Below are 20,784 nucleotides of genomic sequence, written 5' to 3'. Positions count from 1 at the left end.
GCGTTGTCTGACAGCGGCTCGCGCCTTCGTTACATCCGCACCGGCAGGTGCAGCCACCACACTGCGGCCACCTCAACCTGGGAGACCCACCATGGGCGCAACCAAAATCATCGGCATCCTGCTGCTCGTCGCCGGCGCTGCCGCGCTGGCACTTGGCGGCTTCAGCTACACCAAGGACACCACGGTGGCCAAGGTCGGCCCCGTCGAGCTGTCGGCCAAGGAGACCGAGCACGTCAATCTGCCGGTCTGGCTGGGTGTCGGCGCCATCGCCATCGGCGGCCTGCTGCTGGTGTTCGGCCGCAAGAACTGAGAAACCTCGCGCCAACGCGCCGGGCGCGGGCCGCTTACGCTAGCGGCCTTTTCAACTAGCGACCCGGCAGCGATGGACAACCTCGACCTCAGCGTGTTGCGCACGGCCGCCAGTTGGCGAGCCGAAGCGCGCGGCGTCGTGCTGGGCACCATCACGCGCACCTGGGGTTCTGCGCCGCGGCCGGTGGGATCGCTGGTGGCGGTGCGTGACGATGGCCTCATCGCCGGTTCGGTGTCGGGCGGCTGCATCGAGGACGACCTGATCGCCCAGCTGCGCGCCGGCAGCCTGACCCTCGCCAGGCCCACGCCGCTGCGTTACGGCGTCGGGGCGGAAGAGGCGCGCCGCTTTGGCCTGCCCTGCGGCGGCACGCTGGAGCTGATGCTGGAGCCGCTGGGGCCGCAATCGGGGGTCGATGACCTGCTGGCGCGTCTGACCCGTGGCGAGCGCGTGCGGCGCACGCTGGCGCTCGCGACCGGCACCGTCACGCTGGCCGACGCCGCGCCGGGCGCCGACACGCTGGTGCTGACCGACACGCAGCTCGTCAGCCACCACGGCCCGCAATGGCGGCTGCTGGTTATCGGCGCTGGGCAGATGACCGACTACCTCGCGCAGATGGCGCTGGCGCTGGGCTACGGCGTGACCGTGTGCGACCCGCGCGAGGAGTACGCCGACGGCTTCGCGCTGGCGGGCGTGGCGCTGACCCGCGACATGCCCGACGACGTCGTCACCGCTTTCAAGCCCGATGGCGCGACGGCCATCGTCGCGCTGACGCATGACCCCAAGCTCGACGATCTCGCGCTGATGGAGGCGCTGAAGGGGGCGGCCTTCTACGTCGGCGCCATCGGCTCGCGCGCGAATCAGGCCAAGCGCAAGGCACGGCTGGCGGAGCATTTCGACCTGAGTGCCGAGCAACTCGACCGGCTGCACGGCCCCGTGGGTTTGGACATCGGCGCGCGCACGCCGCCGGAGATCGCGCTCAGCATCCTGGCCGAGATGACGGCCGTGCGGTATCGCGCGGGTGGCGCGAAGGCGGAGGCGGGCTGCGCCGTCTAAAGTGCTGCGCTTCCTCTCGCCCGGTTGCCCGCCATGATCGAACTGCACTACTTCCCCAGCAACGCCAGCTTCGCGCCGCATATCCTGCTCGAAGAAATGGGCATCCCGTTCACGCTGCGCCAGGTGGACCGCGCCAACAACGAGCACAAGTCGCCCGCCTATCTGAAGCTCAACCCCAACGGCCTGATCCCCACGCTGGTCGACGGTGACCTCGTGCTGTACGAGACGGCCGCCATCCTGATGCACCTGGCCGACTGCCACCCCGGCTTCGCGCCGGCGCCTGGCACCGCTGAGCGGGCGCAGTACTACAAGTGGATGACGTGGCTGACCAACACGCTGCAGTCCATGCTGATCCACTACTTCTACCCCGACCGCATGGCCAGCGACGCCGCCGAGGTGAAGGCCCGCGCCGAGGCGCAGGTGGCGCCGATGTTGGACCAGATGGACGCCGAGCTGGCGCGCCACGGCGGCCCGTGGTTCCTGGGTGAGCACTACACCGCTGTCGACCCGCTGGCCTTCATGCTGTGCCGCTGGACGCGCATGCAGGCCAACCCGGCCAAAACGCGCCCGGCGTTGGGTGCGTATCTGGCACGCGTGTTCGAGCGTCCTGCGACGCAGCGCGTGGTGGCGAAGGAAAAGCTGCCGGACCCGGTGTACTGATCTCCACGGCCTCGTTGAGGCCGGCCGTGTCCGGGTTTGGCTGACTGAACGAAGCCCGCCGCTTGGCGACAATCACCGCCGGGGAGGCCGAGTTCAGTCGGCAAAAGAAAACCATGAAGGCATGGACAGAGATGGCTGCACAGCGCTGTGTGGCCCGGTGGTGCGTCGTCATCGCCTCGGCGATATTTGCCGCCTGCGGCGGCGGTGGCGGTGGCGGCGGGGCCGAGCCACCGCCGGTGGCGGCCGCACCGGTTGTCCCGGCGGGCAGCCGACCGCCCCCGGCCACGCTGCGCAGCGATGACAACCCCGCAGGCGCGCGCGTGGACCGGCGCGCCGACAACTATTTCCCGCTGGCGGTCGGTGACAACTGGACGTACGAGCGCACCGAGGGTGCGGGCGCCAGCACTCGCACGGTGGCGGTGCGCATCGTCGCCCGCGCGGCCCCAGGCACCATCGGTTGGGAAGAAACAGACCCGGTTGCCGGCAAATCGACCAGCGACTACCGGCGCACCGCCGAGGGTCTGCAGGTGATTGCCCCATTCACCGGCGGCCTGCCCAACGCCGCCGCACAGCTGGTCGGCGACCCGCTGGAGTACGCCGAACCCTTCTACGCCGTGGGCAGCGTGCGCCGCCTGCTGCGCCAGGGCAGTTACGGCGAGGATGTCGATGGCGACGGCGTGCACGAGGGTTTCTCGTTCGAGCTTGCCCAGACCTTTGTCGGCTTCGAGGACTACCGCATCGGAGCGCGCACGGTGCAAGCGGCGCGCTTTCGCACGGTCTACCGCATCGCGGCCATGTACTCGAAGTCGCTGGCCGGCGGTGGCTACCCGGCCGACTACGTGTTCACGGGCACCGAAGAGACCTGGTGGGGCCCCGGCATCGGTCTGCTGCGCGCGGACCGCCAGTACCAGGACTCCACACGCGGCGCGGTGGAGCCTTTGCACACGCTGCGGCTGGTGCAGGGCATGGTCGCCGGGCAGGCCGTCGTCGTCGATGACGTGGCGACCCGCAGCGTCGCACTGCTGCACAACGCCCTGGTGTTCGACGCGCGGCGTGGCGTGTACTACGCCAGCGTGCCGGGCGCCGCCGTGGGCACGGGCAATCGCATCGCCGTCATCGACCCGGCCAGCGGCGCCGTCACGCATTCGCTGCCCGTCGGCTCGGAGCCCAACGCGATGGCGATCGCGGCCGACGGCGCGTCGATCTACGTCGGCCTGAACGGCAGCGGCGAGGTGGTGCGGCTGGCCCTTCCCGGCTTTGTCGAGCTGGGCCGCGTGCGGCTGCCGTCGTCGAGCTTCTACGGCCAGCTGGTGGTCGAGACGCTGGCCGCCTCGCCGGTGGATGCCGACCTGTTTGCGGTGGCCCTGGCGCGCCCCGGCGTCAGCCCCAAGCACGGTGGCGTCGCCCTGGTGCGCGCCATGCAGTTGCAGCCCCGGCAGAGCCAGGAGCACACGGGCTCCAACCTCATCGTCTTCGGCGCCGACGGGCAGTCGGTCTACGGCTACAACAACGAGACCACCGAGTTCGGCCTGCGCCGGCTGGAAGTGCTGGCCGACGGCCTGGCCGAGCGCCAGGTGATCAGCTTCGGCGGCGGGTTCTACCAGCGCACGATAGACCGCTTGGGGGAGCGGCTGCTCGTTAACAACCGGCTGGCTCGCGCGCCAGGCCTTGAGCTGGATGGCCAGCTTGGCTACGGCACCGGCTGCCGCTTTGCGACAGCGGGCCGGGTCTTGTGCCTTGACACTGCCTCTGGCGCCACGCCCCGCCTGATCGTGGCGGACCTGGCCAGCTATGCGCTGCTGGACACGTTGTCGCTGCCGGCCGGCGCGGCCATCGACTACGCGACGCTGGTGCCGGGGCCTGCCGGCACGGTGGCGCTCCGCACCGGAACCTCGCACCCGGCCTACACCGAGGCGACCGGCATCCTGATCGTCAGCAGCGCGCGGCTGCGCTGAGGTCCGTTCAGGGGGGGCCGCACAGGCAGTGCGCTACCGCCACCCGCTCCCAGCGGCCCTGCGCCGATGCCGCCGCCAGGTCGCGCAGCGCGGTCAGTTCCTCGGTGAAGGCGGCCGGCAGCAGGTCCAGTCCCAGTGACTGCACCAGCGACGGCGCCATCACGTCGGCCAGAGAGGCCAGCAGCCGCTCCTTGCGGCTGATGTCCCGCTCCACGTAGACCAGCGGCGGCCGATCGCCGGCTTTCACGTCCAGCTTGGCCAACTGCACCGCCGTCTGCACCGCGTCGTCCAGGCTGCCCAGGCGGTCGATCAGCCCGCGTTCCTTGGCCTGCGCGCCAGTCCACACGCGGCCCTGGGCCACGGTGTCGATCTGCTCGGGCGTGCGCTTGCGCGCCTGCGCGGCCAGCGCCGTGAAGCGGTCGTACACGTGGTCGATGCTGGTCTGGATGACGGCCTTCAGCCGCGGGTCCAGCGGGCGGCGCGCGTCGTAGCCGCCGGCCAGCCACGTGGTCGTCACGCCGCCGGTGTGCAGCGACAGCTTGTCCATCAGCCCCTCGCCCGTGGGCAGCAGGCCGAACACGCCAATGCTGCCGGTGATGGTGCCGGCATCGGCGATGACGGCGTCGCTGCTGGTCGAGATCCAGTAGCCGCCCGAGGCGGCCACGTCGCCCATCGAGACGACGACCGGCTTGCCGGCCGCACGCGTCAGCTCCAGCTCGCGGCGGATGATCTCGGACGCGAAGGCGCTGCCGCCCGGCGAGTTCACGCGCAGCACGACGGCCTTGATGGCGTCGTCCTCGCGGGCCTTGCGGATCAGCCGCGCGGTCGAGTCGCCGCCGATGCGGCCCGGGCCGGCCTCGCCGTCGCCGATCTCGCCCTCGGCCACGACGATGCCCACGCCCGGCTGCAGCGTGCTGGGCTGCGGTGCGGCCTTCACCTGCGCCAGGTAGCCGCCCAGCGACACCTGCAGGAAGGTCTTGTTTTGCTCGTCGCGCGCGCCCTTGGCGATCAGCAGCTCGCGCATCTGGTCGCGCGTGCGCAGGCCGTCGACCAGCTTCTGCTGCAACGCCAGCTGGGCCGCGTCGCCCTTCATGGCGGCCAGGCGCTGCGGCAGCTCGGCGATGTCCCTGGCGATGCTGCCGGCCTCCAGCTTGCGAGCAGTCTCGATGGCGGCCGTGAAGCCGCTCCACAGCTCGCCGTAAACGAGGCCGAGCGACTCCTGCGTGGCCGGGCTGGGCGCGTTCTCGGTGTAGATCTCGACGGCGTTCTTGTACGTGCCGGCCTTCATCACGTGGGCCGTCACGCCCAGGCGGGCCAGCGCGTCCTTGTAGTAGACGTTGTAGCGGCCGAAACCCTCCAGCGCGACGCTGCCCATCGGGTGCAGGTAGACCTCGTCGGCCAGCGCCGCCAGGAAGTAGGCGCGCTGGCTGTAGCTGTCGGCATAGGCCAGCACGGGCTTGCCGCTCTTCTTGAAACGCTGCAGCCCGGCGGCCACCTCGTGCAGGCTGCTCAGGCCGGCGCCGCGCAACTCGTCCAGGTCCAGCAGCAGCGCGCCGATGCGGTCGTCCCTGGCGGCCTGGTCCAGCACGGCGAGCACATCGCGCAACCGCGTCTGGCGCGCGGTGCTGCGGCCCTGCGCCTGGGCCAGCAACTGTTCGCGCGGGCTGCCGGAGAACTGCTCCACCAGGTTGCCGTTCAGGCTCAGCACCAGCGTGGTTTTGGGCGCCAGTGGCGCGGGGCCGCGCGTCAGCCAGGCTGTCACGACGATGACAATCAGCAGCAGCACGAACAGGTTCATCAACGCGCGCCGCGTGCCGTCCAGCAGCCACCAGGCCCTGGAAAACAGCCAGCCGATCTTGGAGAACACAGACTTCATCGCGAGGTTCCTGGGGTGGTTTTGCGCCGATTGTGTGCGCCCGAGCGACTAGCATCCGTCGGTCACGGTGGAAGAGGAGAACCCATGCTTGCCTGGCCCGGCTGGTTGAGAAGCCTGAACACGCATTTCCCGCTGCGCTATGCGAGCTGGATGCTGTGCGGCCTGCTGGCGCTGTTCTTCGCGATCAGCTGGACCGCAGGCCTGGTGGACGGCGTGCTGGTGCTGCTGTTCCTGGCGCTGACGCTGCTGGGCCTGCGCGACGTGCGCCAGACGCGTCATTCCATTCTGCGCAACTATCCCGTCATCGGTCACCTGCGCTTCCTGCTGGAGTTCATCCGCCCCGAGATCCGCCAGTACTTCCTGGAGGGCGACAACGACGCCGCGCCGTTCTCGCGCGCACAGCGCTCCATCGTCTACCAGCGCGCCAAGGGTGACCCGGACCAGCGGCCGTTCGGCACGCAGCTGGACGTCGGCGTGCGCGGCTACGAGTGGATCAACCATTCGCTGGCGCCCACGCACCTCAGCAGCCACGACTTCCGCATCACCATCGGCACGGGTCGCGCGCAGCCGTACTCGGCCAGCGTGTTCAACATCTCGGCGATGAGCTTCGGTGCGCTCAGCGCCAACGCGATCCTGGCGCTGAACAAGGGCGCCAAGGACGGCCGCTTCGCGCACGACACCGGCGAAGGCTCCATCAGCACGCATCACCGCGTGCATGGTGGCGACCTGATCTGGGAGATCGGCTCCGGCTACTTCGGCTGTCGCAACGACGACGGCTCGTTCAGCGCCGAGAAGTTCGCCGCCGGCGCGCGCGACCCGCAGGTCAAGATGATCGAGCTGAAGCTCAGCCAGGGAGCCAAGCCGGGCCACGGCGGCGTGCTGCCGGGCCCCAAGGTCACGGCGGAGATCGCTGCTGCGCGCGGCGTGCCCGAGGGCGTGGCCTGCATCTCGCCGGCGCGCCACAGCGCGTTCTCCACGCCGGTGGAAATGATGCAGTTCATCGAGCAGCTGCGCGAGCTGTCGGGCGGCAAGCCCACCGGCTTCAAGCTGTGCATCGGCCACCCGTGGGAGTGGTTCGCGCTGTGCAAGGCGATGCTGGAGACGGGCATCACGCCGGACTTCATCGTCGTCGACGGCGCCGAGGGCGGCACGGGTGCGGCGCCGCTGGAGTTCACCAACTATGTCGGCGCGCCGCTTCAGGAGGGGCTGCTGCTGGTGCACAACACGCTGGTGGGCCTGGATCTGCGCGACAAGATCAAGATCGGCTGCGCCGGCAAGGTGACGACCGCGTTCGACATCGTGCGCCTGATGGCGCTGGGTGCCGACTGGTGCAACTCGGGCCGCGGCTTCATGTTCGCGCTGGGCTGCATCCAGGCCCAGGCCTGCCACACGGGCCATTGCCCCACCGGCGTGACCACGCAGGACCCGCACCGCCAGCGCGCCATCGTCGTGCCCGACAAGGCGCAGCGCGTCGCCAACTTCCACCAGGGCACGTTGAAGGCGCTGAAGGAGCTGGTTGAGGCCGCCGGCCTGTGCCACCCGCAAGAAATCACCGCCCAGCACATCGTGCACCGGCTGGACAAGCACGAGGTCAAGCTGCTGGCCAACCTGTTGCCGTTTGTGAAGCGCGGCGCGCTGCTGGAGGGCGAGCTGCCGCACAACACCTTCCGCGTCTACTGGCCGCTGGCCAGCGCGCACAGCTTCGCACCGCAGGGGGCCATACAGCCGTCCCCCTGACCGAGTGGCAACCGCCAATTCATGGGGGTTGAGGCTTGCAAGTTAGGGGGATGCATGGCGAAACGCGGACAATGTGCCGCGCCATGCCCACCGTCTACTTGCTCCGACTCGGCGATACCGCGCTGCAGCGCACGCGCTCGCAGCTGCTGGGCGCTCGCGACATGCAACTGGCCGGCAGCGGCGGCAACCTGACCGATGCGCTGCCCGAGATCGCCGATCTGGCGCCCGACATCGTCGCCAGCGACCTGCGCCTGTTCGACGCCCACGCCATGCGCGTGGCGATGGAGTTGGGGCGGCTGCCGGTGCGCCCGCAGCTGCTGCTGCTGACGCCCACTGCCGACGACCTGCAGCTGTTCGCCGCGCTGAGTGCGGGCGCCAATGCGTACCACGTCGATGACGGCAACGGTGCCAGTCTGGTCGATGCGCTGAAGCGGCTGCACGACCGCCGCGCGATGCTCAGCCCGCAGCTGGCCCGCCAGGCGCTGGCCGCCTTCGGCATTGAGCGCAGCCCGCTGGTGACGGCCCGCCAGGCCTCGGCGGCGCTGGATGCCAGCCCCGCAGGCCGCCAGATCGAGCAGTCCAGTCGCCACCTGCTCACGCTGCTCGCGCAGGGGCTGCTGCTGGCCGAGATCGTGCCACTGTGGAAGCTGGAGGCGGCCGAAATCGAGCGCCGCATCTGGCGCCTGGTGCGCCTGCTTCACGTCCGCTCGCGAGAACTGCTGATCGCCTGAATTGCAGGCCCCTCGTCCAGTCCCACCCGCTGGACGCGGTGGGCCTGCCGGTCCCCCGTGGGGACCGCGATGCTCGCGGCATTGAGCCGCGCGCACATCGCCCTGGCGGGCCGGCTTGGGAGCGGCCCGGCGCGCGGCCCGCTGGCTCAGGCCGCGACCGGGACCGTGTCGATGAAGCTCTGGCGCTGGGACAGCTTGTCCATGTGGCGCGCGAGATTTGGGTGATCTTCGCGCCAGTTGATCTCGGGGAAGCGGAACGCCAGCCAGCCCAAAGCGCAGCCGACCGAGATGTCGGCGAGCGAGAAATGGTTTCCCGAGCACCAGGTCTTGTCGCCCAGCCCCTGGCTCATCGCGGCCAGCGCCGCCGTCACCTTGGTCAACTGGCGATCGATCCAGGCCGGGCTGCGCTGCGCCTCGCTGCGGTGCACCCAGGTGCGCTCCATGCGGATCAACAGGCCCGCGTCGACGATGCCGTCGGCCAACGCCTCCCAGGTGCGCACTTCACAGCGCTCACGGCCGCGGTCGGGAATGAGCTTGCCCACGGGAGACAGCGTGTCCACGTACTCGACGATGACGCGCGAGTCGAACACGGCGCCGGTGATGGAGTCCTGGCCCTCCATGACCAGGCAGGGCACCTTGCCCAGCGGGTTCATCTTCAGGATGGCATCGCTACCCCAGACGTCTTCGAGCACCAGTTGGTAGTCGAGCTTCTTCTCGGCCATCACGATGCGCACCTTGCGCACGTAAGGGCTGCCGAGAGATCCGATCAACTTCATCGTCATAGGGCAAACAAGGGGATAACAGGTCGAAACGATTCTAGCCAGCGCCCCCTGGGCCATCGGGCGTGAAAAACGCCTGTCGGCTGGGGCCGACAACACCCAGGGAAGCGGGGATTGCCAGCCCCGGCGGCACTCGTCAGAGTGTCGTCCGGTCCACCGCGCCAGACGGTGGCGATCATTCAGGGAGTTCCCATGCAAGACATCGACTCCGTGCCGGTTGGCTCCGGCGCGGCCCCCGCCGTGCCTGAAACGCGCTCGCGTGTCCTGGAAATCCGCTTCACGGGTTCCGGCAGCGAGTACTTCCGCATCTGGGCCGTCAACCTGCTGCTCATTCTTGTCACGCTGGGGCTGTACTTCCCGTTCGCGAAGGCGCGGCGCATCCGCTACTTCTATGCCAACACGCTGGTGGACGGCCAGGCGCTGAGCTTCCATGGCGATGCCTGGAAGATGTTCCGCGGCTTCTTGCTGCTGATCGTGCTGATGGGCGCGTACAGCGCGGCCGGGCACCTGTCGCCGGTGGCGGCCATCGTGGCGTTCCTGATCCTGTGCGCTGTGTGGCCGGCGCTGTGGCGTGCGTCGCTGCAGTTCCGCCTGGGCAACACCAGCTGGCGCGGTCTGCGCATGCGCTTCGACGGTTCGTTGAAGGCGGCCTACCTGGCCTGCGCGCCCAGCTACCTGCCGGCCATCGCGCTGGTGGGCGGCGCCTCGCTGATGGACCCCGAGGCGATGAAGGCAGGAGGTGGATTCACGCCGGCCGTGGGTGTCTATATGGTGGGTGCCGCCTGCATGATGCTGCTGGCGCCCTGGTCGCTGGCGCTGTTCAAGCGCTACCAGCACAACGGCTACCGCATCGCGGGCCAGCAGTCGCGCGTGAAGCTGTCGGTGGCGGAGATGTACCTGCTGTCGTTGAAGGTCATCGGCGTGTCGCTGCCGCCGATGCTCCTGATGGGCCTCATCGTGGCGGCCTTCACGGCGCTGTCGACGGCGCTGGACGGTCCGCGCGAGCTGCGGTTGGCCTTCGTGGGCCTGGGCGTTGTGCTGGGCTACGTGGTCTATTTCGCCATCGTGATGCCTTACGGGGCCGCGCGGCTGCAGAACCTGGTCTGGAATGGCACACGCAGCGAAGTGCTTGCCTTCCGCAGCCAGCTGAAGTTCCGTTCGCTGTGCCGTCTGACGCTGAAGAACTGGCTGCTGACGCTGGTGACGCTGGGCCTGTACCGGCCGTTCGCCGCCGTGTCCGCGGCGCGCCTGCGGCTGCAGTCGGTCCACATCGACAGCAGCTCCGACCCCGAGCACTGGGTGGCGACAGCCAGCGCCGGCCACGAGGATGCGACCGGCGAGGCCGCCGGCGATTTCTTCGGCATCGACATGGGGCTGTGATGAACGCGCCGCGGCTGGTCGGCGACTGGTTCGACGGCATCAGCGCCCGCGCGCGGCCGGTCGAGGTCTGGCTAGACGGCCGCACGCTGCACTTCGGCGATCAGAGTGCGCCGCTGACCGCGCTGACCTGGCCCGAGCGCCAGCGTCATGGCCAGCGCCAGATCCTGCTGCCGGGTGGCGGCCTGTTGAGCTTTGGCGATGCCGCTGCGTTCGACGCCTGGGCGCAGGCTTCCGGGCGGGCCGACAGCCTCGTCGTGCGCTGGCAGCAGAGCTGGCGTCTGGCCGTGCTGTCGCTGGTGCTGCTGGTGGCAGGTCTTGCCGCCGCCTACCGCTGGGGCCTGCCCTGGGCGGTGGACCATGCGGTCGACGCGCTGCCGCCGGCGGCGGAACAGCGCCTCAGCGAGCACCTGCTGGCCAGCCTCGACGGTGACTGGCTGCATCCCACCCAGCTGAGCGCCGCGCAGCAGCAGGCCTGGCGCGAGCGCTGGCAGCGCATGCTGGCGCAGTCGCGCACGGCCGGCGCGCCGGCGCTGCCGGCGCGCTACGAGATCCACTTCCGCGCCGGCAGCAAGGCGCTGGGGCCCAACGCGTTCGCGCTGCCCGGCGGCGACGTGGTCATCACCGACGCGCTGTTGAAGCTGCTGAACGACGAGCCCGACGCGGTGCTGACCGTGCTGGCCCACGAGCTGGGCCATGTGCAGCATCGCCATGGCCTGCGCATGCTGCTGCGGGCCGGCGCCATCGGGGTGGTCACGTCGGTCATCCTGGGTGACTTCTCCAGCCTGCTGGCCGCCGCGCCCGCCCTGCTGGCCACCAACGCCTACTCGCGCGACAACGAACGCCAGGCCGACTTCTACGGCCGTGCACTGGCGCGGGCGGGCGGCGTGGACACGTCGCGCATGGCGGTGTTCTTCGAGCGAATCGCCGAGAAGCACGCCGGCGTCGGCGAGCACCCGCTGGCCATCGCGATCTCCACGCACCCTGCGGATGCGGAGCGGGTGCGCTTCTTCAGCGAAAACTAGAATCGCGGGTTTTCCACGATCCGCCCGGCTGCCATGACCACCTCCGACTACTCCGCGATCAGCGCCCTCTCGCCGCTGGACGGCCGCTACGCCGCCAAAGTGGCCGCACTGCGCCCGCTGCTGTCCGAGTTCGGTCTGATGCACCGCCGTGTGCAGGTCGAGGTGGAATGGTTCATCGCGCTGAGCGACGCCGGCTTCAAGGAGTTCAAGCCGCTGAGCAGCGCCGCGCGCTCGCGCCTGCGCCGGCTGGTGAAGAAGTTCAGCGAGGCCGATGCGGAAGAGATCAAGGCCATCGAGCGCACCACCAACCACGACGTGAAGGCCGTGGAGTACTGGATCAAGCGCAGCTTCGCTGGCCACCCCGAGCTGGAAGCCGCCGGTGAGTTCGTGCACTTCGCCTGCACCAGCGAAGACATCAACAACACCAGCCACGCGCTGATGCTGAAGGCGGCGCGCGATGAAGTGATGCTGCCGGCGCTGGACGGCATCGTCGCCACGCTGCGCAAGATGGCGCACCAGTTCGCTGCCGTGCCGATGCTGAGCCGCACGCACGGCCAGACGGCCAGCCCGACGACGGTGGGCAAGGAGATCGCCAACGTCGTGGCCCGCCTCGTCACGGCGCGCGCGCGCATCGCGGCCGTGAAGCCGCTGGCCAAGATGAACGGTGCGGTCGGCAACTTCAACGCCCACCTGTCGGCCTGGCCCAGGCACGACTGGGAAGCCTTCAGCAAGGGCGTCATCGAGAAGCAGCTGAAGCTCACCTTCAACCCGTACACCATCCAGATCGAGCCGCACGACTACATGGCCGAGCTGTTCGACGCGTTCACGCGCGCCAACACCATCCTGATCGACTGGTCGCGCGACGTGTGGGGCTACATCAGCCTGGGCTACTTCAAGCAGCGCACCAAGGCGGGCGAAATCGGCAGCTCGACGATGCCGCACAAGGTCAACCCCATCGACTTCGAGAACGCGGAAGGCAACTTCGGCCTGGCCAGCGCGGTGCTGACGCACCTGTCACAGAAGCTGCCGGTGAGCCGCTGGCAGCGTGACCTGACGGACTCCACCGTGCTGCGCAACATGGGCGTGGGCCTGGGCTATGCGCTGCTGGGGTACGACTCGCTGGCCAAGGGCCTGGGCAAGCTGGAGGTGAACGAGGTCGCACTGGCTGACGACCTCGATGCCGCCTGGGAAGTGCTGGCCGAGCCGATTCAGACGGTGATGCGCCGCTTCGGCCTGCCCAACCCGTATGAGCAGCTCAAGGAGCTGACGCGCGGCAAGGCCATCACGCAGGAATCCATCCGCGCCTTCATCGAAGGGCTGGACTTGCCCAAGGCCGAGAAGGCGCGGCTGCTGAAGATGACGCCGGGCAGCTACACGGGCATCGCGCAAGACCTGGCCAAGAGGGTCTGACGCTTGCCGGCTGCTGGTGCTACAGCGCCAGCTTGAACACTCTCGAGGGCCCGCTGTAGCCCTCGAGCTGTTCCTGGCCCTGCTCGGCAAAGCCCAGCTTGCCCAGCAGCGCGACGCTGCGCGGGTTGTCCACCGCCGTGATGGCCATCAGCGTGGGCCAGCCCAGGCGCTCGCGTGCGTGGGCGACGCAGCCGCGCGCGGCCTCCAGCGCGTAACCCTGGCCTTCGTGCGAGGCCAGCAGCGCGTAGCCCAGGTCGGGCTCGGGCAGCGCCGCTCGCTTGAACAGGCCGCACATGCCGACCAGCTCGCCGTCGCTGCGCCGCTGTAGGGCCCAGAAACCGTGACCCAGTTCGCGGTACGCCTTGAACAACCGGCCCTCGGCCCAGCGCAGCGCGTCGTCCAGCGTGCGCACGCCGGGGTCGTTGATGTTGCGCAGCCAGCCGGGCTCGTTGACGAGGCGCAGCAGGAAGGGGGCGTCAAGCGGTGTGAATTCACGCAGCGCCAGCCGTTCGGTGTCCAGGATCAGCATGGATCCAGACAATAGCCGGTTCACGCCTGCTGTTATCGCTACCTGATCGATTGCCCTTGTCCTGCCCTTCATGAGCCTCGCGCCCGACACCCGCGACAACCCCGCCCTCAGCCAGGCGCTGCGGGAGCTGGACGTCATCCTGGCCAATGCGGGTGTGGGCGTCGTGTTCGTCAAGGCCCGCACGCTGGTGCGCTGCAACCAGCGTTACGCCGAGATCTACGGCTTCGCCAGCCCTGAGGCGGCCGTGGGCCGCAGCAGCGTGGAGCTGTATGAGAGCGAGGAGGTCGCGCGCAGCCTGGGCCGGCGTGCCTACCCGGTGCTGGCCGCCGGTGAGACCTTCCGCAGCGAGCAGCTGATGCTGCGCCAGAACGGCGAGAAGTTCTGGGCCCACCTGACCGGGCGCCTGATCAACCCCGAGGACCCGGCCGCTGGCTCGATCTGGATCGTCGACGATATCCACGATCGCAAGCTGGCCGATGCCAAGCTGGCCGACCTGCACGCCGAGCAGCAGCTGATCTTCGACCACGCGATGGTGGGCATCGTGTTCCTGCGCGGGCGCCGCGTCACGCGTTGCAACCGCGCATTCGAGCAGCTGTTCGGCTACGGCCCCGGCGAGCTGGACGGGCAGCTGTCGCGCACCTGGTACCTCAGCGACGAGGACTGGCAGGCCGCAGGCGATCTCTGTTACCAGCCGCTGGCCAGCGGCGAGTCCTTCCACGGCGAGCTGCTGCTGGGCCGCAAGGATGGCAGCCCGGTCTGGTGCGAGGTGCGCAGCAAGGCCATCGACCGCAGCGACCTGTCGCGCGGCTCCATCTGGATCACGCAGGACATCACGTCCCGCAAGCTGGTCGAGCAGGAACTGGTGAACGCCAAGCAGCAGCTGGAGGCACTGGTCGCGCAGCGCACCGAGCAACTCAGCCAGACGGTGGCCGAGCTGCAGCTGAAGATCGCCGAGCAGCAGGCCGCCGAGGCGCGCGCGCAGCGGCTGGCCATGTTCGACGGCCTGACCGGCCTGCCCAACCGCCACCTGCTGGCCGACCGCGCCAGCCAGGCCATCGACATCGCCCGCCGTGGCGACGAACCGCTGGCCGTGTTGTTCCTGGACCTCGACCATTTCAAGAACGTCAACGACACGCTGGGCCACCGCATCGGCGACACGTTGCTGGTGCAGCTCGCCACGCGGCTGCGCGGTGCCGTGCGCGAGCAGGACACCGTGGCCCGCACCGGCGGCGACGAGTTCGTGCTGGTGCTGCCGCTGACCGACATCGCCGGCGCCGCCCACCTGGCCACCAAGCTGATGGCGCTGGCCAGCGCGCCGTTCCAGGTCGACCAGCAGGAGCTGACCGTCACGCCGTCGATGGGCATCGCGATGTTCCCGACCGACGGCGACGACTTCGACAACCTGCTCAAGTGCGCCGACGCGGCCATGTACCGCGCCAAGAAGGATGGCCGCAACGCCTACCGCTTCTTCACCAGCGAGATGCAGGCCCAGTCGGCGCGCACACTGCAGCTGGAGAACGCGCTGCGCCGCGCCCTGGAGCGGCACCAGCTGAGCCTGCACTACCAGCCACAGCTCGCGCTCTCCTCCGACGGCCAGGCCCGCATCATCGGCGCCGAGGCGCTGCTGCGCTGGCAGCACCCGGAGCTGGGCTGGGTGTCGCCGGCCGAGTTCATCCCCATCGCCGAGACCACGGGCCTGATCCTGCCCATCGGCGAATGGGTGCTGCAGGAGGCGCTGTCGCAGCTGCACCGCTGGGACCTCGCCGGACTGCCTAAGCTGACCATGGCGGTCAACCTCTCGGCGGTGCAGTTCCGCCACGATGACCTGCCCGACCTCGTCGGACGCGTGCTGGCCCACGTGGGCGTGCCCGCCGAGCGCCTGGAGCTGGAGCTGACCGAAGGTGCCGCGATGGAGAACCCCGCCGCCGCCATCATCGTGATGAAGGAGTTGCATGCACGCGGCGTGCAGCTGTCCATCGACGACTTCGGCACCGGCCATTCGTCGCTGAGCTACCTGAAGAAGTTCCGCGTCGGCAAGCTGAAGATCGATCAGTCCTTCGTGCGCGACCTGACCGACGACGTCGAGGACCGCGCCATCGTCGACGCCATCATCCGCATGGCGGAGGCGCTGGGGCTGGAGACGCTGGCCGAAGGCGTCGAAACGCAGGGCCAGCTGGACTTCTTGCGCCGCCAGGGCTGCCAGGCCGTGCAGGGCTACCTGTTCAGCCGGCCGCTGCCGGCCGAGGCGTTCGCCGCGTTCGTGCTCGCCGAGAATCCGCCGATCTCCGCCTCGCTCGCGCTCTCATGAACTTCGCCGCCCAGCTGCAGACCCTGACTTCCCACTCCCGCCTGTGCGTGGGCCTGGACCCCGAGCCGAGCCGTTTCCCGGGCGACTGGGCCGGCGACGCCAGCAAGATCTACGACTTCTGCGCCGCCATCGTGGACGCCACGCACGACTTGGTTTGCGCGTTCAAGCCGCAGATCGCCTATTTCGCCGCGCATCGCGCGGAGGAGCAACTGGAGCGGCTGATCGCCCACATCCATGCGGTCGCACCGGGCGTACCGGTCATCCTGGACGCCAAGCGCGGCGACATCGGCTCCACCGCCGAGCAGTACGCACGCGAGGCCTTCGAGCGCTACCAGGCCGACGCGGTGACGCTGTCGCCCTTCATGGGCTTCGACAGCGTGGAGCCCTACATGGCCTACGAGGGCAAGGGGGCCATCCTGCTGTGCCGCACGTCCAACAAGGGCGGCGACGACTGGCAGATGCAGCGCCTGGCCGACGTGCCGGGCCAGCCGCGCCTGTTCGAGCATCTGGCGCATCTGGCCGAGTCGCAGTGGAACCGCAACGGCCAGCTGGGGCTGGTGGTCGGCGCCACCTACCCCTCCGAGATCGCCCGCGTGCGCGAGCTGGCGCCGACGCTGCCGCTGCTGGTGCCGGGTGTGGGCGCGCAGGGCGGTGACGCCGCCGCCGTCGTGCAGGCGGCCGGCCGCGGGGCGCCGCTGGTCGTCAACTCGTCGCGTGCGGTGCTGTACGCCGGCAGCGGTGCCGACTTTGCCGCCCGCGCCCGCGACGTCGCACTCGCCACACGCGCCAGCCTTGCCTGAGGACATGACGCCCTCACGCTCACTTCGTTCGCTGCCCCCCGCGTTGGCGCGTCAGCGCTTTCGGGCGGCCGGGCAGCGCTGACATGGGCAGGACGGCCGAGGAACTCAGCAGCCTCGTCGGCCACGCCCTGCCGCCCGAGCAGCAGCGGGAGCAGCTGCACGTGCGCATGCGCTGGCAGGCGTCACGCGTCTTTCTGCTGGCCTGCGCGCAGATCTTCGTGCCGGTGGCGCTGCTGCTGTGGTTCACGCGTGCGCCGCAGGAGTGGCAGGGCGGCTGGGTGCCACCGGCCTTCGCCCTGCTGATTGCCGGGCTGGCGTTGCTGCGACTGCTGCTGCTGAAGCGGTCGCGGCAGCAGGGGCCGTGGCTGGCGCTGGGCATGCTGGCGCTGGTCATGGCGCTGCCCGTCGTTGTGTCGGTATCGCGCGACCTGGGCCTGTGGTCCATGAGCCTGCCGTTGATGGGCCTGGTGGTCGCCTTTGCGACCGCGCTGCTGGGCCTGTGGGCCGGGCTGACGCTGACGGCGCTGGGCGCCGCGGCGCTGTTCGGCCTGGGCCTGGCCGAGGCGCTGGGCTGGCCCACCCGGTCGGTGACGTCTCCCGAGCTGCTGCTGCGGGCCTCGGCGCAGGCGGCGATGCTGTTTTCGGGCCTCATCACCGGCGTCGGTGTGCTGAAGATGGTGAAGCGCTCGCTGGCGGAGGCCGAGGAGCGCACTGCGCGCTTTCGCGGCCTGCTGGGCATGGCGGTGGACTGGTACTGGGAGATGGACCGCGAGTTCCGCTTCACGCATGTGGCGGAGGAGCGGCCCGGCAGTTCGGGGCTGGATCTGGCCTCGAGACTGGGCAAGACGCCCTGGGAGGTGGAGGGCATGGGCGTGTCCGACGACGAGCTGGACGCCCACCGCGCGGACCTGGAGTCGCGGCGCGCCTTCCAGGGCATGGTGGCGCGCCGCACCGGCGCGGACGGGCATCCGCGCTGGGTCTCCATCAGCGGCGAGCCGCGCTTCGACGCCAAGGGCAACTTCCGCGGCTACTGGGGCGTCGGCCGGGACGTCACCCACGAGGTCGCCGCCGAGCAGTCGCTGCATGCCACTGAGACGCGCTACCGCGAGCTGTTCCGCCGCTCGCCCAGCCCGCTGGTGCTGCACCGCTGGGGCCGCGTGGTGGACGCCAACCCGGCCGCGATGGCCATGTTCGGCTACGCGCAGCGCTCCAGCATGATCGGCCAGGACCTGTTCAGCCACTACGAGCCGGGCGACGATGAGACGGCGCGCCAGCAGGCCGTGCGGCTGGAGGGCCTGGCGCCCGGCGCGATGCAGCCGATGGCCGAGTTCCGCCTGCGCACGCTGTCGCGCCGGCGCCGCCTCGTGCAGGCCACCAGCGTGCGCGTGGAGACGGCATCCGGCCCGGCCACGCTGACCTTCTTCACCGACCAGACCGAGCAGAGCCGCGCGCAGGATGCGCTGCGCCGCTCGGAAGGCCTGCTGTCGCACCTGGTGGCGACCAGCCCCGAGGTCATCACGCTGACCGAGGCCGACAGCGGCCGCTACGCGATGGTCAACAAGACCTTCGAGCAGCTCAGCGGCTGGAGCAGCGCCGAGGTGCTGGGTCGCACGTCCGAGGAGATCGGCATCTGGCACCAGGCGCACGACCGCAACGCGATCCGCGAGGCCCTGCGCCGCGACGGTATTGCCAGCAACTTGCCGGTGAGCTTCCGCCGCAAGGACGGCACGGCGGTGGCCATGTTGGTGTCCGTCGCGCCGTTCGAGATGGACGGGCAGAACTACCTGGTGCTCTACGCGCGTGACGTGTCCGAAAGCGAACGCACGCGGCTGGTCCACGGCGCCATCTTGGAGAACGCGTCCATCGGCATCGCACTGACGCGTGACCAGCAGTTCGTGCTGGCCAACCCGCGCGTCGAGGACATGTTCGGCTGGGAGCGCGGTGCGCTGCTGGGCCAGCACGGCAGCGTGGTCTGGCCGAGCGTGGAGGACTGGCAGGCCGTTGGCCGCGCCATCGGCGCGCGCCTGGCGGCCGGCGAGCAGGTCGAGAGCGAGCGCACCATGCGCCGGCGCGACGGTTCCACCTTTCTCGCGCGGCTGCTGGCCCAGGCCGTGGACCCCGCCCACCCCAGCCGCGGCGGCACCATCTGGATCATCGAAGACATCACCGAGCGCCGCCGCGTGGAAGACCAGCTGGCCCACGCCAAGGACGAAGCGCAGGCCGCCAGCCGTGCCAAGAGCGCCTTCCTGGCCAACACCAGCCACGAGATCCGCACGCCGCTGAACGGCCTGCTGGGCTTGGGCCGCTTGGCGCAGCAGCCCGACCTGTCCGACGCGCAGCGCCGCGACTACCTGAACCAGATGATGGACAGCGCGGAAGGGCTGTCGGGGCTGATCTCCGACATCCTGGACCTGTCCAAGATCGAGGCCGGCCGGCTGACGCTGGAAAGCCAGCCGTTCTCGCTGCGTGACCTGCTGGGGTCCATGCGGCTGGCCTACCTGACGCTGGCGCAGGCGCGCGGGCTGTCGTTCGCCGTGGACATCGATCCGGCGCTGCCCGGCTGGGTGTTCGGCGACCCGCTGCGCACGCGCCAGATCCTGTCCAACTACCTGACCAACGCGCTGAAGTTCACCGAACAGGGCAGCGTCACCGTCGCCGTGAAGGCCATGTCGGTCAACACGCAGGGCAGCGCCGGCGAGTGGGTGCGCATCGAGGTGCGCGACAGCGGCCCCGGCATCGCGCCCGAGCAGCAGGCGCGGCTGTTCCAGCCGTTCACGCAGGCCGACCAGTCCACCACGCGGCGCTTTGGCGGCACGGGCCTGGGGCTGTCCATCTGCCGCGAACTGGCGGTGCTGATGGGCGGCGATGTGGGCGTGCACAGCAGCAGCGGCCAGGGCTCCACCTTCTGGGCCGAGCTGCCGCTGCCCGGCGCGCCGGCGCCGATGGCCCACCAGCCGCGCGAATCGCGGGCCGTGCCGGAGGCGTTGCACGGCCGGCGCGTGCTGATCGCCGAGGATCACCCGGTCAACATGCTGATCGCCGTCGCGCAGCTGGAGCAGTGGGGCATGGAGGTGGCGCAGGCCAGCGACGGCCGCCAGGCCATCGAGGCCGTGCACGCGGCAGCCAGCGTCGGCAAGCCGTTTGACGTGGTGCTGATGGACGTGCAAATGCCCGTCATGGGGGGCAACGACGCCACGCGCGAGCTGCGCCGGCAGTTCTCGGCCGAGGAGCTGCCTGTCGTCGCGCTGACCGCCGCGGCGCTGGTTTCCGAGCGCGACGACGCGCTGGCCGCGGGCATGAACGACTTCCTGACCAAGCCCATCGACCCTCCCAAACTGCACGCCACGCTGGTGAAGCTGCTGGCGTCGCACTGAGAATGCAGGCTCCAACAGGAGGGAGCCCATGAACGCCACCACCGCACCGCCCCGGTTCAAGTACTACGACTTGATCATGGCGGCCTTCGTCTGCGTGCTGCTGTGCTCCAACCTCATCGGGGCGGCCAAGCAGGCGCAGCTGACGCTGCCGTTCTTCGGCCCGGTCACCTATGGCGCCGACCTGTTCTTCTTCCCGATCAGCTACATCTTTGGCGACATCCTGACCGAGGTCTACGGCTACAAGCACGACCGCCGCGTCGTCTGGGCCGGCTTCGGCGCGCTGGCCTTCTCGGCCTTCATGGCCTACGTCGTCGTGCACCAGCCGCCCGCGCCCACCGAGTTCATGGCCGTCTACCAGCCGCAGCTGGAAGCGGTGTTCGGCAACACCTGGCGCATCGTGGCGGGCTCGATGGTCGCGTTCGCGTGCGGCAGCTTCGCCAACAGCTTCGTGCTGGCCAAGATGAAGATCGCGACCCAAGGCCGCTACCTGTGGGCGCGCATCGTCGGCTCCACGGTGGTGGGTCAGTTCGTCGACACGACCGTGTTCTTCCTGATCGCGTTCTGGGGCGTCTGGGCCACCGAACAACTGGTGGCCGTCATCGTTGCCCAGTACCTGTTCAAGACAATCTGGGAGGCGGTCATGTACCCCGTGACGGCCAAGGTCGTCCGATTTCTGAAGCGCGCCGAGGGCGTGGACCACTACGACCGCGGCACCAACTTCACGCCGTTCTCGATGAAGGTGTGAGTCGCGGGCAAGACTGGGGGCGGCTGATGGCCAGCCTCTTTGCCCCGTCAGCGGACCAGAACGAAAAAGGGCACCTCGCGGTGCCCTTTGAAGTTGCTGCCCAGCAGCGCGGCGA

General features: G+C 69.6%; 16 protein-coding genes. 13 read left to right on the top strand and 3 right to left on the bottom strand.

The genetic code is table 11. The annotated features are described in order from the left end of the window. The first annotated feature begins 91 nt into the window (after positions 1-91). From ACG02S_RS10150 to ACG02S_RS10135, 4 genes are all read left to right on the top strand, one after another. Positions 92-310, top strand: a complete 219-nt coding sequence (locus tag ACG02S_RS10150; protein ID WP_394470340.1) for a hypothetical protein — start codon at positions 92-94, stop codon at positions 308-310. 72 nt (positions 311-382) lie between these two features. Then, complete coding sequence (locus ACG02S_RS10145) at positions 383-1,363, top strand: XdhC family protein (protein WP_394470339.1); 981 nt, start codon at positions 383-385, stop codon at positions 1,361-1,363. Between the two features lie 33 nt (positions 1,364-1,396). Beyond that, positions 1,397-2,023, top strand: a complete 627-nt coding sequence (locus ACG02S_RS10140) for a glutathione S-transferase family protein (RefSeq protein ID WP_394470338.1) — start codon at positions 1,397-1,399, stop codon at positions 2,021-2,023. A 113-nt stretch (positions 2,024-2,136) separates the two neighbouring features. Beyond that, positions 2,137-3,978 (top strand): YncE family protein, encoded by a 1,842-nt coding sequence (locus ACG02S_RS10135; protein ID WP_394470337.1) that lies wholly within the window; start codon positions 2,137-2,139, stop codon positions 3,976-3,978. Positions 3,979-3,985: 7 nt separating this feature from the next. Here ACG02S_RS10135 and sppA read toward each other — a convergent pair whose 3' ends face one another. After that, positions 3,986-5,854, bottom strand: a complete 1,869-nt coding sequence (gene sppA / locus ACG02S_RS10130; protein WP_394470336.1) for a signal peptide peptidase SppA — start codon at positions 5,852-5,854, stop codon at positions 3,986-3,988. A gap of 84 nt (positions 5,855-5,938) precedes the next feature. On the opposite strand from sppA, the gene ACG02S_RS10125 reads away from it, so the two are divergent. Next, positions 5,939-7,591, top strand: a complete 1,653-nt coding sequence (locus ACG02S_RS10125; RefSeq protein WP_394470335.1) for an FMN-binding glutamate synthase family protein — start codon at positions 5,939-5,941, stop codon at positions 7,589-7,591. 83 nt (positions 7,592-7,674) lie between these two features. Beyond that, positions 7,675-8,322 carry a response regulator gene (locus ACG02S_RS10120; protein WP_394470334.1) on the top strand — a complete coding sequence of 216 codons (648 nt, stop codon included), beginning with the start codon at positions 7,675-7,677 and terminating at the stop codon, positions 8,320-8,322. A 146-nt stretch (positions 8,323-8,468) separates the two neighbouring features. On the opposite strand, the gene ACG02S_RS10115 is transcribed toward ACG02S_RS10120, so the two are convergent. Continuing rightward, positions 8,469-9,098 carry a glutathione S-transferase family protein gene (locus ACG02S_RS10115; RefSeq protein ID WP_394470333.1) on the bottom strand — a complete coding sequence of 210 codons (630 nt, stop codon included), beginning with the start codon at positions 9,096-9,098 and terminating at the stop codon, positions 8,469-8,471. Between the two features lie 195 nt (positions 9,099-9,293). On the opposite strand from ACG02S_RS10115, the gene ACG02S_RS10110 reads away from it, so the two are divergent. The 3 genes from ACG02S_RS10110 to purB are packed head-to-tail and all read left to right on the top strand — an operon-like array spanning position 9,294 to position 12,913. Next, positions 9,294-10,481, top strand: coding sequence for a YjgN family protein (locus tag ACG02S_RS10110; protein ID WP_394470332.1), 1,188 nt, complete (start codon positions 9,294-9,296; stop codon positions 10,479-10,481). Further along, positions 10,481-11,503 carry a M48 family metallopeptidase gene (locus ACG02S_RS10105; protein WP_394470331.1) on the top strand — a complete coding sequence of 341 codons (1,023 nt, stop codon included), beginning with the start codon at positions 10,481-10,483 and terminating at the stop codon, positions 11,501-11,503. Before ACG02S_RS10110 ends, ACG02S_RS10105 begins: the two co-directional genes overlap by 1 nt. A 33-nt stretch (positions 11,504-11,536) precedes the next feature. Next, positions 11,537-12,913, top strand: coding sequence for an adenylosuccinate lyase (gene purB, locus ACG02S_RS10100; RefSeq protein WP_394470330.1), 1,377 nt, complete (start codon positions 11,537-11,539; stop codon positions 12,911-12,913). 19 nt (positions 12,914-12,932) lie between these two features. Here the strand turns inward: purB and ACG02S_RS10095 are convergent, their stop codons facing one another. Continuing rightward, positions 12,933-13,442: a GNAT family N-acetyltransferase gene (locus ACG02S_RS10095; protein WP_394470329.1), complete on the bottom strand. Its 510-nt coding sequence runs from the start codon at positions 13,440-13,442 to the stop codon at positions 12,933-12,935. Positions 13,443-13,512: 70 nt separating this feature from the next. Between ACG02S_RS10095 and ACG02S_RS10090 the strand changes: the two genes are divergently transcribed. The 4 genes from ACG02S_RS10090 to ACG02S_RS10075 all read left to right on the top strand — a co-directional run bounded on the left by ACG02S_RS10090 (position 13,513) and on the right by ACG02S_RS10075 (position 20,669). Beyond that, positions 13,513-15,750 (top strand): putative bifunctional diguanylate cyclase/phosphodiesterase, encoded by a 2,238-nt coding sequence (locus ACG02S_RS10090; protein ID WP_394470328.1) that lies wholly within the window; start codon positions 13,513-13,515, stop codon positions 15,748-15,750. Further along, the gene (gene pyrF / locus ACG02S_RS10085) at positions 15,747-16,550 is read left to right on the top strand and encodes an orotidine-5'-phosphate decarboxylase (RefSeq protein WP_394470327.1); all 804 of its coding nucleotides are present in this window, start codon (positions 15,747-15,749) and stop codon (positions 16,548-16,550) included. Before ACG02S_RS10090 ends, pyrF begins: the two co-directional genes overlap by 4 nt. Before the next feature lie 83 nt (positions 16,551-16,633). After that, entirely contained in the window at positions 16,634-19,924 is a 3,291-nt protein-coding gene (locus ACG02S_RS10080) for a PAS domain S-box protein (protein ID WP_394470326.1), read from the top strand. A 28-nt stretch (positions 19,925-19,952) separates the two neighbouring features. Next, on the top strand, positions 19,953-20,669 hold the full coding sequence (locus ACG02S_RS10075; RefSeq protein WP_394470325.1) for a queuosine precursor transporter: 717 nt from the start codon (positions 19,953-19,955) through the stop codon (positions 20,667-20,669). Positions 20,670-20,784: the final 115 nt, after the last annotated feature.

It is taken from the genome of Pelomonas dachongensis (assembly GCF_043555865.1).
Taxonomy (GTDB): Bacteria; Pseudomonadota; Gammaproteobacteria; order Burkholderiales; family Burkholderiaceae_C; genus Pelomonas; species Pelomonas dachongensis.
The sequence above is the reverse complement of the archived record's forward strand: the minus strand, read 5'-3'. Positions and strand labels throughout refer to the sequence as shown.